11 protein-coding genes are annotated in these 12,688 nt (G+C 54.4%); 6 read left to right on the forward strand and 5 right to left on the reverse strand.

Going from position 1 to position 12,688, the window contains the following annotated elements:
* Positions 1 to 233: 233 nt before the first annotated feature.
* The 6 genes from HNV11_RS10905 (at position 234) to HNV11_RS10930 (ending at position 9,044) form a co-directional block, all read left to right on the forward strand.
* Positions 234 to 1,766 (forward strand): TolB family protein, encoded by a 1,533-nt coding sequence (locus tag HNV11_RS10905; protein WP_317168102.1) that lies wholly within the window; start codon positions 234 to 236, stop codon positions 1,764 to 1,766.
* Between the two features lie 51 nt (positions 1,767 to 1,817).
* Positions 1,818 to 2,585 (forward strand): NIPSNAP family protein, encoded by a 768-nt coding sequence (locus HNV11_RS10910; RefSeq protein ID WP_171739693.1) that lies wholly within the window; start codon positions 1,818 to 1,820, stop codon positions 2,583 to 2,585.
* Between the two features lie 185 nt (positions 2,586 to 2,770).
* Entirely contained in the window at positions 2,771 to 4,915 is a 2,145-nt protein-coding gene (locus tag HNV11_RS10915) for an alpha-galactosidase (RefSeq protein ID WP_240163966.1), read from the forward strand.
* A 24-nt stretch (positions 4,916 to 4,939) separates the two neighbouring features.
* Positions 4,940 to 6,019, forward strand: coding sequence for an SGNH/GDSL hydrolase family protein (locus HNV11_RS10920; RefSeq protein ID WP_171739696.1), 1,080 nt, complete (start codon positions 4,940 to 4,942; stop codon positions 6,017 to 6,019).
* A 40-nt stretch (positions 6,020 to 6,059) separates the two neighbouring features.
* Positions 6,060 to 6,296, forward strand: coding sequence for a winged helix-turn-helix domain-containing protein (locus HNV11_RS10925; RefSeq protein ID WP_317168103.1), 237 nt, complete (start codon positions 6,060 to 6,062; stop codon positions 6,294 to 6,296).
* A 189-nt stretch (positions 6,297 to 6,485) separates the two neighbouring features.
* Positions 6,486 to 9,044, forward strand: coding sequence for a TonB-dependent receptor (locus tag HNV11_RS10930; protein WP_171739697.1), 2,559 nt, complete (start codon positions 6,486 to 6,488; stop codon positions 9,042 to 9,044).
* A 32-nt stretch (positions 9,045 to 9,076) separates the two neighbouring features.
* Here the strand turns inward: HNV11_RS10930 and HNV11_RS23950 are convergent, their stop codons facing one another.
* The 5 genes from HNV11_RS23950 to HNV11_RS10945 all read right to left on the reverse strand — a co-directional run bounded on the left by HNV11_RS23950 (position 9,077) and on the right by HNV11_RS10945 (position 12,436).
* The gene (locus HNV11_RS23950) at positions 9,077 to 9,265 is read right to left on the reverse strand and encodes a hypothetical protein (RefSeq protein WP_240163928.1); all 189 of its coding nucleotides are present in this window, start codon (positions 9,263 to 9,265) and stop codon (positions 9,077 to 9,079) included.
* Positions 9,265 to 9,525, reverse strand: a complete 261-nt coding sequence (locus HNV11_RS23955) for a hypothetical protein (protein ID WP_240163930.1) — start codon at positions 9,523 to 9,525, stop codon at positions 9,265 to 9,267. The genes HNV11_RS23950 and HNV11_RS23955 overlap by 1 nt, the downstream gene beginning before the upstream one ends.
* A 65-nt stretch (positions 9,526 to 9,590) precedes the next feature.
* Positions 9,591 to 9,830 carry a carboxypeptidase regulatory-like domain-containing protein gene (locus tag HNV11_RS23960; protein WP_240163933.1) on the reverse strand — a complete coding sequence of 80 codons (240 nt, stop codon included), beginning with the start codon at positions 9,828 to 9,830 and terminating at the stop codon, positions 9,591 to 9,593.
* Between the two features lie 177 nt (positions 9,831 to 10,007).
* Positions 10,008 to 10,391, reverse strand: a complete 384-nt coding sequence (locus HNV11_RS10940) for a LytTR family DNA-binding domain-containing protein (protein ID WP_240163967.1) — start codon at positions 10,389 to 10,391, stop codon at positions 10,008 to 10,010.
* Positions 10,392 to 10,429: 38 nt separating this feature from the next.
* Positions 10,430 to 12,436 carry a glycoside hydrolase family 3 protein gene (locus HNV11_RS10945; protein WP_171739700.1) on the reverse strand — a complete coding sequence of 669 codons (2,007 nt, stop codon included), beginning with the start codon at positions 12,434 to 12,436 and terminating at the stop codon, positions 10,430 to 10,432.
* Positions 12,437 to 12,688: the final 252 nt, after the last annotated feature.

Consider the following 12,688-nt stretch of genomic DNA (forward strand, 5'->3'; position numbering starts at 1 on the left):
AGTGGCCTTAACAAGGATGAACTGAGAAAACACCACCTTTTTCAGGTTAATCAAGCATTGCTGGTGCTTGTCTACAATTTTTTGCCTGAATAACGGGCGGAGAGTGCCGGAACATTCTGAACGGCTACATTCTGATGGCAGTGTTGCCAAAAGCAGACCTTTACAGGCATAAATTAACGCTGGTCTGGAGTCGCCTGTCAAGTAGAATGAACCCTCATTCTCGTTTTGAATACATGTTCACCAAACTTCTATATACTGGCTTAATCACCATAGGGATGGCCAGTCTTTGCGTATCCGCTTCTGCCCAGGGGCAGGGTTCAGTAGGTCAGTTCGATGGCCAGACTGATGTGGGTAAGGTAAAACGGCCCGGATCGGCCAGCTACGACCCCGCCAGACAGGAGTACGTCATCGAAGGCTCCGGCACCAACATCTGGTTCGACCACGACGAGTTTCACTTTGTCTGGAAACGGATGAAGGGCGACTTCATTCTCCGAACAAACGGCGAACTGCTGGGAAAAGGCGTTGACCCACACCGTAAACTAGGCTGGATGGTTCGGTCGAGTCTGGATTCCAATGCGAGCCACATCAACGCGGTTGTCCACGGCGACGGTCTGACATCGCTGCAGTTCCGGCGCACCAAAGGCGCAATGACCGAAGAGAAGAAGTCGGCGCTAACCGGGGCCGATGTGGTTCAGCTAGCCCGCAAAGGCAACACCTACACGATGTCGGTGGCCCACAATGGCGAGCTGTTCGTAACGGAGCAGGTCACCGACCTGGCGCTGGGTGATGAGGTATACGTGGGGCTGTTTGTGTGTTCGCATAACCCGAACGTATCTGAGAAAGCCCGCTTCCATAACGTCCGGATTGTTGTACCTGCCCGCGACAACTTCGTGCCTTACCGGGAGTACATCGGCAGTAATCTGGAAGTGATGGACGTGGCCACCGGCCACCGTAAAATTCTGTATCAGTCGCCGGAGTCGCTGCAGGCGCCCAACTGGCTGCCTAACAACAAAGCCCTGATCTACAACAGCAATGGTCGCCTGTATCGCTTTGATCTGGCGAAGAAAACGCCGACCGAAATCAACACCGATTTTGCCACCAGCAATAATAATGACCATGTGCTGTCCTTCGACGGCAGGATGATCGGCATCAGCAACCACAGCAAGGAAGACGGTGGTAAATCTATTGTCTATACGCTGCCCGTGGGTGGCGGCAAGCCTAAACGCATCACGGCGGTGGGCCACTCGTATCTGCATGGCTGGTCACCCGATGGTAAATCACTTATCTACACGGGTGAACGAAACGGAGAGTTCGACATTTATAAAATTGGCGCGAACGGCGGTTCCGAAACCCGCCTGACCGAAGCTAAAGCGCTGGACGATGGTTCCGAGTACTCGCCCGACGGTAAATACATCTATTTCAACTCGACCCGCAGTGGTACCATGCAGATCTGGAGGATGAAGGCCGATGGCAGCGACGAAGAACAGGTGACCAATGATGAGTTCAACAACTGGTTCCCGCACGTATCGCCCGATGGCAAGTGGATCGTGATCCTGTCGTTTGGCAATGATGTATCGCCCAACGATCACCCTTTCTACAAGCATGTGTACCTGCGGCTGATGCCTGTAACGGGTGGTACGCCCAAGGTGATTGCTTACGTGTATGGCGGTCAGGGCACGATCAATACCCCGTCGTGGTCGCCCGACAGCAAGCAAATCGCTTTTATCAGCAATACTGATTCCATCGAGAAAGCCACGGTTAAATAAATCCTGAACCTATACTATTATCTCACAGTCGCTCATTGCGTAAACCCAGGCATGAAAAGAAGAAATTTTGTAGCCTCGTCTCTGTTAGCTGCTTCAGCGCTGACAACCGCCCGCGCCGAAAAACCCACCGCCGAAAAAGCCGTCTATGAATGGCGGACGTATGAGCTTCGGTTCGGCTCTCCGCAGTCCAACATCGAGAATTACCTGAAGGAGGCTCTGATTCCGGCGCTGAACCGCCAGGGAGTGAAAACAGTAGGCGTATTCCGGGAAATGGGAAAGTCGGACCCGGCAAAGCTGCACGTCCTGATTCCCTATGCATCCTGGAATGCTTATGCCGGAGCCGCCGGCCGGTTTGCATCGGATCAGGTCTTTACGCAGGCAAGTCAGGCGTATATGGCTTTGCCTCCCGACAAGGCGCCCTATGCCCGTTATACCACTTCGCTGATGAGCGCTTTCGACGGACTGCCGCAACCGGTCATACCAGCGAAAGAACCCCGGATTTTTGAACTGCGGACCTACGAAGGCTATTCGGAGGATGCGGTTCGGCGGAAGGTCAAGATGTTCAATCTGGATGAAATTCCCGTTTTTTACCGGACCAAGCTTACGCCCGTGTTCTTTGGGGAGGTAGTGGCAGGCGAACACATGCCGTGCCTGACCTATATGCTGACGTTTAAAAACATGGAGGAGCGCGACGCCAACTGGAAGCAATTCAGCGCCGATCCCGACTGGAAACGCATCTCGCAGGCACCCGAATATGCCAACACGGTTTCCAATATTATCCGGATTTTTCTGGAACCAGCAGCGTATTCGCAAATTTAAACGGAATTTTGGGCTGACTTGCTGACGGCAGAAGTCGCCGGCGTATGGGCAGAGGGTGTTGAACCGTTCGCTGTCTATACACCGGTGACTTCTGCGTTTTGGCGGGCGCACTGTTTTTAATCCATTTCAGATCAATGAGACAAATTGTCTTTCTCTTAGTCAGTTTTCTTTCTGTCACCGTATCCATGGCCCAGACGCCATCGGCTATGCAGCACATCGCCATCGAAACCCGTCGAACGGCGCTGGTCATCCGGGTAGACAAAGATCAAAACCCAACGATTGTTCATCTGGGACAGCGGCTAAGTCGCCCCGAAGAATACGCCCGGATTCCGGAAAACGGCAAGCGCGGAGAAGATTATACCGGCCTGTATAATTCGGTATACACGCCCGCCGGAAGCCGTAACCTGCTCGAACCGGCTATTCAGGTCACCCATGCCGACGGGAATCCGTCACTGGATCTGCGTTACGTCCGGCACGAAAGCAAACCAGCCGGGGAGGGGGTTGAACTGACGACGGTTTCGCTGAAAGACCCGCAGTACCCGTTTGAGGTAACGCTGTACTTTAAGGCTTATCAGAACGAGGACGTCATCGAGCAATGGTCAACCATCCGGCATACAGAGAAAAAAGCCGTTACGCTGCACAAATACGCTTCGGCGAATCTGTACATCCCGGCTCAGAATTATTACCTGACGCATTTCCACGGCGACTGGGCCAGCGAGATGAACCCCACCGAAGAGCCCCTGACCGAAGGCATCAAGGTGCTGGATACCAAGCTGGGCACCCGCGCTGATCTATTTCAGCCGCCTTCCTTCCTGGTGGCGCTGAACCAGCCCGCACAGGAAAATCAGGGCGAAGTGGTAGCCGGAACGCTGGCCTGGTCGGGCAACTACCAGATCGCCTTTGAAGTCGACCCCCTGCACAACCTGCGGTTTATGGCGGGAATCAATCCCTACGCATCGGCCTACACGCTGGCGCCAGGCAAGGAGTTTACAACCCCTGCTTTCCTCTTTACGTATTCCAATACCGGCAAGGGTACCGCCAGTCGGAACCTGCACCGCTGGGCACGGAAGTTCCGGATTCCGCAGGGTGAAGGCAACCGCCTGACGCTGCTGAACAACTGGGAGGCTACGTATTTCGACTTCAACGAAGAAAAACTATCCGCCCTCTTTAAAGACGGCAAAAAGCTGGGCGTGGATCTGTTCCTGCTCGACGATGGCTGGTTCGGCAACAAATACCCCCGCAACAACGACCGCGCCGGACTTGGCGACTGGCAGGAGAACGTCAAAAAGCTGCCGCATGGACTGGGGTATCTGGTTAAGGAAGCCGAAACCGCCGGGATTCGGTTTGGCATCTGGCTGGAGCCGGAAATGGTAAGCCCCAAAAGCGAACTCTACGAAAAACATCCCGACTGGGTGCTGAAGCTGCCCAACCGGCAGGAGTATTACTTCCGTAATCAGCTCGTGCTCGACCTGAGCAACCCGAAGGTGCAGGATTTTGTGTATGGTGTCGTTGATGGAGTCATGTCGAAGAACCCGACGTTGGGGTATATCAAATGGGACTGCAACGCCGTCATTTATAACGCCTTCTCGGCCACCAATCCGAACCCGTCGCATGTGTACGTCGAATACGTGCAGGGTTTGTATAAAGTGCTGGAGCGCCTGCGGGCCAAATATCCGACTCTACCTATGATGCTCTGCTCGGGCGGGGGCGGCCGGGTGGACTACGGCGCGTTACGTTATTTCACCGAGTTCTGGCCGAGCGACAACACCGACGGTATGGAGCGGATTTTCATCCAGTGGAACTACTCGTATTTCTTCCCGAGCATCGCCACCTGCAACCACGTAACGGACTGGGGCAAACAGCCCATCAAGTTCCGCACGGACGTAGCGATGATGGGCAAGCTGGGCTACGACATCGTGGTGAGCAAACTGGATGAAAAGGAACTGCAATTCAGTCAGGAAGCGCTGAAAACCTATGACCGCATCAAGAACGTTGTGTGGCAGGGCGATATGTTCCGGCTGGCCTCGCCCTACGAATGGGACGTAGCATCGCTGATATACGTTAGTGAGCCGCGGGATCGGGCCGTCTGGTTTACGTACCTGACCAAAAGCCGCTATAAGGCGGGCAGTGTCGCGCCGATTCGCCTGCAGGGGCTCGATCCGGCCAAAAACTACACGGTTCGCGAACTGAACGTGTATCCCGGCTTAACCTCCCGGCTCAACAACGATACGACCGTGTATTCGGGTAATTACCTGATGACGGTTGGCTTTAATCCCAATGTCGATGCCAGCCGGACCAGCGTCGTGCTCGAACTGACGGCAGCAAACTAATTGAGTTGATTAACGTAAGCGTACATGGTGCGGAACATCCTGATCCTGGTTTTTCTGTTTATGTCGGTGGTTGGTTTTGCGCAGCCCAAAGCGGTACAGCCGTCGGTCCGGTTTATTCCGGCCGACGACCCCGCGATTCAGTACACCGGCCGAATTGATTTCTCGAACCCAAAACGGCCGCGTTTCTGGGCAGCGGGTGTCTATATCAGGGCCACGTTCACCGGACGCTCGTTCGACTTGCTGATCAACGACGAAGTACTCGGTGGTAACAACCACAACTACCTAGAAATCGTCGTTGACAACGACGCGCCCATTCGGCTGCAGACCAAAGGAAAGGCCGACACCATCCGGGTCGTGCGCGACCTGCCGGATAAAGAGCACACAATCACCATCTGCAAGAATACCGAATCGGGCATTGGGTATCTGGAACTGGTGGGTTTTCGCTGCAAAGGGGTAGTCGCGTCACCCCCGAAACCCACGCGTAAAATGGAGTTCATCGGGAATTCCATTACGTGCGGTACGGGAAGCGACCTGTCGGTGGTGCCCTGCGACAAAGGCTTGTGGTACGACCAGCACAATGCGTATGTGTCGTACGGCCCAACGGTGGCCCGGGCGCTGAATGCGCAATGGCATCTGAGTTCGGTGTCAGGAATTGGGATGATTCATAGCTGCTGCAACATGACCATTACCATGCCCGACGTATTCGATAAAGTCAACATGCGGGCCAACGCCATTCCCTGGGATTTCAGCCGATACGTGCCCGATGTGGTCACGATCTGCCTGGGCCAGAATGACGGTATTCAGGACTCGACGGCCTTCTGCAGGGCTTACGTCAAATTCATCGGCACCATTCGGAGCCATTACCCAAACGCGCAGATTGTTTGCCTGACCAGTCCCATGGCGGATGCCAAACTAACGGCGGCTCTGAAGAACTACTTGACAGGGATTGTATCTTATGCAAACAAACAGGGCGACCCGAACATCCATTCGTTCTTTTTCGCCCGCAGCTACAACAGCGGCTGTGGCGGCCATCCTGACTTGGCTGAACACGCGCTGATGGCGGGTGAACTGTCGGCCTTTCTAAAAAGAACCCTGGGCTGGTAAGGGAACGCTTCGAATCCGAGAAATCCGCAATAACGCAGTTATGACAATACAGATTAAGGGACGTATCTGGCTGGAAGCGCAGGATCGTTTTTTCGGCATTGGCCGGATGGAGCTGCTGGAACACATTCAGCGTACCGGCTCGATCAATCAGGCGGCCAAAGCGATGAGTATGTCGTATAAGCGGGCCTGGGAATTGGTGCAGTCCATGAACGGCCAGGCCGACGCCCCCCTGGTCATCACCCAAACCGGGGGAGAAAAGGGGGGGGAGCCGTTGTGACCGAGGAAGGGCTTAAGTACGTAACCTATTATCGGGGCCTACAGGAGCGTTTCAGGCAGTTTCTGGCTCGTGAGGCCGATCATTTACCGCGTTAGTTAACAACTGATTAGCGGCAGTTAATCAATTTTAGGCCGTTATGGTTTTTCGGGAATAACGATTCGTTATTTTTGGTGGAACATAACGATTTTTATGTCCTATCTGTCTCTGCTGCTGGCCGCCATTACGCAAGCGTCAACCCCCGCCGATAGTTTACCCAAAACCAGCCGGATAGACTCCCTTCGGTCGGTGCAGCTAACCGAGATCGTGGTGTCGGCTTCGCGCGTGCCGGAGCGGGTACTTCGCTCGCCCGTCAGCATCGATGTGCTCAACGCCCGCCAGATCCGGCAGTCGGCGCAGCCGTCGTATTACGACGCCATCGAGAATCTGAAAGGGGTGCAACTGCTGACATCCAGTCTGGGTTTTAAGGTGTATAACACGCGTGGTTTCGCGAATACGACCAACGTGCGGTTTGTTCAGCTTGTGGATGGGCGCGACAATCAGGCTCCGCACATTGGCGCACCTATTGCCAATGCGCTGGCACCGTCGGATCTGGACATTCAGCGGGTAGAGGTGGTGCCGGGCGTAGCGTCGGCGCTTTACGGTCTGAATGCGCTCAACGGCCTGGCGACGCTCATAACCCGCAATCCGTTCGATTCACCGGGGCTGAGCATCAGCCAGAAAACGGGTGCCAATCATGTTGCGGAGACCGGTTTGTCGGCCAAACTCTATTCCGAGAGCAGCCTACGGTACGCCCAGCGCATTGGCCAGAAACTGGCGGTAAAAGTCAATCTGGTGTATCAGCGGGGCTACGACTGGGTAGCTAACAACCGCGCCGACCTGAACCCGAATGCCAACGTATCGCTGAGCCTGACCGGTTCAACTAATCCAGCTCAGGACCCTGTCAGTTCCTACGGGAATGAATCCTCCAATCGTCGAACGCTTACGCTGAGGGGCAAGAAATACGTCGTGGCCCGCACTGGCTATTATGAAGAGGAGGCAACGGACTACCAACTTCGGAACCTGCGGGGTGACGTATCGGTACATTACCGCCTGACACCCACGGTCGAGCTGGCCTATACCTTTCACGGGGCTACGCTCGACAACGTGTATCAGCGAACCAACCGCTTCCGGCTGGAAAATTACCGACTCGATCAGCACAGCCTGACGCTTTCCTCGCCCTCGGTGCAGATTAGGGCGTACCGTACCCGCGAAAACACCGGCGACTCCTACAACATCCGGTCGATGGCCGAAAACATCGATAAGGCGTTTAAGCCGGATAACCAGTGGTTCGCAGATTTTACGGGTCGTTTCAACGCCGATACCCGGGCGGGAATGCCCGTTCCCGATGCCCTGCTCGATGCCCGGGCGCTGGCTGATCAGGGTAGGCCGCTGCCGGGTACGCCTGCCTTCAACGAACTGATTACCAAACTACGTACCATCAACAACTGGGACGTTGGCGCGGCTCTGCAGGTGCAGTCGTGGCTGTACCACGTTGAAGGACAGGTTGAACCGACCAAGGTGCTGTGGCAGCGGTTCCGTCAGCGAACGGGCATCGATCTGCTGGCTGGCTTCGATTTCCGGCGCTATGTCGTCTTTCCCGATGGCAACTATTTCATCAACCCGACTGAACCAGAAAACAACCTGATTTACGGGAAAGCCGGTGGGTTCGTGCAGGCCGCGCGGATGTTCTTCGCCGACCGGCTTAAGCTGACCGGTTCGCTGAGGATGGATAAGAACACATATTTTGACGCCCGGCTCAACCCCCGGCTGTCGGCAGTGTACTCACCCACAGAGAGCCATAATTTCCGGCTGTCTTATCAGAACGGCTACAGGTTTCCGTCGCTGTTCGAAGCGTTCTCCAACGTCAATTCGGGCGGGGTAAAGCGCGTGGGCGGACTGCGGATCATGTCGCAGGGGATTTTTGAGCAGTCCTATCTGCGTACCTCGATTGATGCTTTTCAGGCAGCCATCAACACCGACGTAAACACCAACGGCCTTACCACGGAGCAGGCTATCCAGAAAAACAAAGGGCTGCTCAGAACCAATCCATACAGCTACCTCCAGCCCGAGCGGGTGAACAGCTTCGAGGTAGGCTACAAAGGATTGCTGTTCCGGCAGCGGCTCTACGTCGATGCCGACTTTTACTATACCATCTACCGCCAGTTCATTGCGCAGGTAGAGGCCAACATCCCCAGAACCACGAACACCGATTCGCTGGCATACTCTCTCGCCGACCGCAGCCGGCAGGACCGCTACCGGCTCTGGACGAACTCTAAAACGACCGTCTATAACTACGGGGTCAGTCTGGCCTTACGCTATAGCATCAACGGCTACTGGTCGGTAGGCGGAAATGCGGCCCTGGCGCGGCTGGATCGTCTCGAAAGCGGGGACGGTCTGGAAGAAGCCTTCAATACACCCCAGTGGATTGCCAACCTGACCGTCTCGAACGCCAATCAGTGGCAGGGCGTCGGGCTGTCGGTGAGCTATAAGTACCAGAGCGCGTTCCTGTGGCAGTCGGCGCTGGCAACGGGCATGGTACCGGCCATCCATAATCTGGACGCCCAGGCCAACTACCGGCTGCCCAAAATGGGCCTTTCAATCAAGCTCGGCGCGACGAACCTGCTCAACCGGCTCTACTACACATTCATTGGCGGCCCGGCCGTAGGTGGGTTCTACTACACGACCCTGATCTGGGAAACCGGTTTCTGATGGATTAACAGACCGATACAAGCCGAACAAGTTTATTTGTTCGTACCCTGGTATCGGGAGCCAACCACATCGAACGTAACTCCGCTTGGATACAGTGTGCTGAAAACTTCCAGCACCAACCGGTCGGGAATCTGGCCCGAGTGATTCCACCGGCTCCAGAAGCTCGACGTCGTTAGGGTTAGATACGTACTGGGCGAAAGGTGACCGTTATACTTGCCCATTACGTTAAACCGTTTAAAATGCTGTGGGTTGTCAAAAAATGAATCGCTGTAGGAATACTCAGGAAGCTATATAGGCCGATTGATCCTGGGCACGCGCCATCCCGGTTTCGGCCCGTCCGAAAAATGACGTTCGGCCCCAACAGGTTCAGCCCGGTCACCGCAAACCGAATGTCGGTGCCGTGGTCGAGATCAAAACCACGCAGGAAAAGCTGCTTGGCCTTGCCTCCGCCTGCGTGCTGCCCAATGAACAGACCCGGCATCAGCCGTAAGATCTCCTGGAATTGGTAACGGGGCGAAGCCTAATGTTCGGATAGCTGATCAACTGCTAATCGTGGGCCTTCAGTGCCGACACGGTCACTTCATATAAGGCAATGGGCACGGTTGAGAGCCGCGTCTGAACCGTTGTCACATGGTCGGCCTGAACTACCACAGAGACCGTCTGGCTTTGGTAGCCGACAAACGAAAGTTCTAATCGGTAGGGTGAGGGCGGCAAATTCACAAACCGATACTGCCCCAATTCATTCGTAACCGTCGCCCGCCCCAGTAAGGCCACCGAGGTAAGCAAGAACTAAGGATGCGTTACAAAAAATGAGGAAAGAAGTTGCAAAAAAATCTCATGAAAATCTCTTTTCAAAGGCTTCCGGAGATACAAGAATGCATTACTAGGACAAAGTTGCTACCAATTTAAGAATTTATGTTGGCCATCAGCTATAATGTTACCAGCCTCACCAGTTGGGGTAAATTACCGGCGGAACAGACTGCAGAACTCTTTTTCGTAGCTGCTGCCAATTGGTATTTCTTCGTCTCCAACAAGAATCATCCGGCTGCGAAGCGCCTGGATTTTACCGGTGAACACCTTATAAGAGCGGTTCACGCGAATGAAGCTTTCGGCTGGCAATTTATCCAGCATAGCTTTCATGGTCAGCCGTACAACCAGAAGCTCACGTTCGCAGAGATGAATTTTTAAGTAGTTATCTCTGATTTGCCAGCCTATGCCGCTCCGGTCTGTGCGGTGGTTCAGACTGTACAGTGAACTCCCCCACTGGATGCACGGATTTCGCCCCTTTCTTCCAGGGCCTCTGCAATAGGGCCAGCCGCCCGTCGGACAAAATCGCCGAATGAGCACCAATAGTAGGGACTCTTTATAATCAATTATTTTAACGATCAATAGCTGATGCCTGTACCAAATTTGAAGAGGGCGTATCCATCAGGTTCCTGGTAGCCCGGTACATCCGACAGATTCTCAGCGACGGCTTTCTCCGAGGCCGGTATGGTGAAAGGCAGCTTTCCGGTTGGTTTAAACGCACCACGAACAATGTCGAGTAAGGCATCGGGAGTGGTGCCAAACGTAGCCAGCAGAGTTCTGACGGCACCTTTATCCAGTTCGTCCATTACCCAGGGGCTGGAAAAGTTAATTGCCAGCACGGTGGGCTTACTGTTCAGCAGTTCGTTGACGTGGCCAATGTCGACGTGATTTTTCGATAGGCTCAGTTCGATGGGCTTGCTGGTGCTGCTGAATAAACCGCCACTGGTGGGAATCAGCCACAGCAGCACGACGTCGGCTTCGTCTTTCGTGGCCACAAATTCGATGTCCGCATCAGGAAGCGTTGGCCGGTTGACCTTTACGGGATTGCTGCCCCGTCCGTTGTCATAGTACGTTTCGAAGTAAACCTTCGTTTTGGGCTTCAGGGGGAGCAGCGTGGCCTCATTGCGGAGCAGAACAATGGATTTCCGCTGGGCCAGATCGGCGCGTTTCTGGAAATCAGCATTTCCCACAAGCTGGCCGGCCTTTTCTACATCGACATACGGATTTTCGAACAGGCCCAGCGCAAACTTCTCCGTCAGTAACCGCCGGACGGATTCATTGATGCGGGCTTCCGAAACCAGACCCTGCCGAACGGTTTCGAGCAGGAGAGTTGGATCGGCAGTTCCTGAGAAAATATCAACGCCAGCGTCGAGGGCTTTCTGGTAGCGCTGATGCAGGCTTAGCTTTTCAACCCCCCAGGGCATCATGTCAATCGGGCCCGTGTCGGAGTTGATGATGCCCTTAAAGCCCAGTTTCTTCCGCAACAGATCCTGAATCACGGCTTTATTGTAGGAGAAGCCCACTTCTTCAAACTCTTTACCCCTGGGGGCTGAATAATACGGCATGATGGCGGAGGTGCCAGCCTCAATAGCGGCTTTGAAGGGCTTTACATGGTAATCGAAGTTACCGCCTGGGTAGTGCGCAAATTTCCCCCAGTCAAAATGAGAGTCCAGCCCATTCACCTGTGGTCCGCCACCGGGGAAGTGTTTAGTCGTCAGAGCTACCGAGGTACTGCTCAGTTTCGTTCCCTGAAACCCAAGCACCACTTCCCGGATCATGCTGGCTGTTAAATCGGCGTCTTCGCCAAAGGTGCCTTCAACGCGCTGCCAGCGGGGTTCGGTCGCCAGATCTGCCATATACATGTATCCTTTCCGTAAGCCAACGGCGGCCCACTCTTTAGCCGCCGTCTGGGCAAATTCCCGGGTGAGTGGCAGGTCACGCATGGCAGCCAGCCCCAACTCACCCGGCCATTTAGAGAAAGCCGTCGTTCCCACGCTCAACCCAACAGCCGCATCAATGGTCACATGGTTACGTGGATTCGAGGCCACGATGGCGGGTATACCCAGCCGCGAGGATTCACAAAGAGCCTGTAGGTTATTCGCCCACTCGGCGATGACACGAGCGGAGGGATTAGCGCGCAGGATAAAATGCCGCAGGTGATACTGCGTTACGCCTTTGGTGGTGCCGGCTGCCGATAGGGTCGGCGTCGGTAGGGGTTGACGGGTGAAAATATTGTTTGCCTGAACCAGATCTTCTTCGTTAAACCTACTGGTAATTTCCGTTCTGGGTGCGTTAGCCTGAAACGCATTATCGCCCGCCATTCGGGTGGTGCTGATGAGCATAAACCCAACCTTTTCTTCCAGCGTCATCTGGCCGAGCAGGTTATTGACCCGTGCCTCGATCGGCAGCCGCCAGTCTTCGTACGGATCTAGTCTGTTATTCTTGTTCAGGTCTTTGAACGTCAGCGACTTGTCCTGTAAAAGCGTGACGCTCCGCTTACCCAGTAGGGGTTGAGTGGACGACTGGCCAAAGGTTACACCGGTGATTAGCAGACCGGTAATCAGATACGCGCAGGCACTTCTCATAGCATTCGGTTTGTAAAGGTTTAGGTACTTATTACGACAAAGGCGGAGAACATCTGTATTTACGTACAGCCTCCGAGGTTGAAGCACACAAATTGTTTGCACATGGGTTCATCCGCTTTTGGGAAAGCTAGGTACAGTGGGCAGGTAGATCTTTGGTGATTTTCAATTAATGCAGCGCAGATTCTGCATCCTGGCAATAAACTCACAGGCAAGGCTCAGATAGAGAGAGGGGTATTTTATGCTGCCACGCTC

The sequence above is a fragment of the Spirosoma taeanense genome, from assembly GCF_013127955.1.
Classification (GTDB): Bacteria; Bacteroidota; Bacteroidia; order Cytophagales; family Spirosomataceae; genus Spirosoma; species Spirosoma taeanense.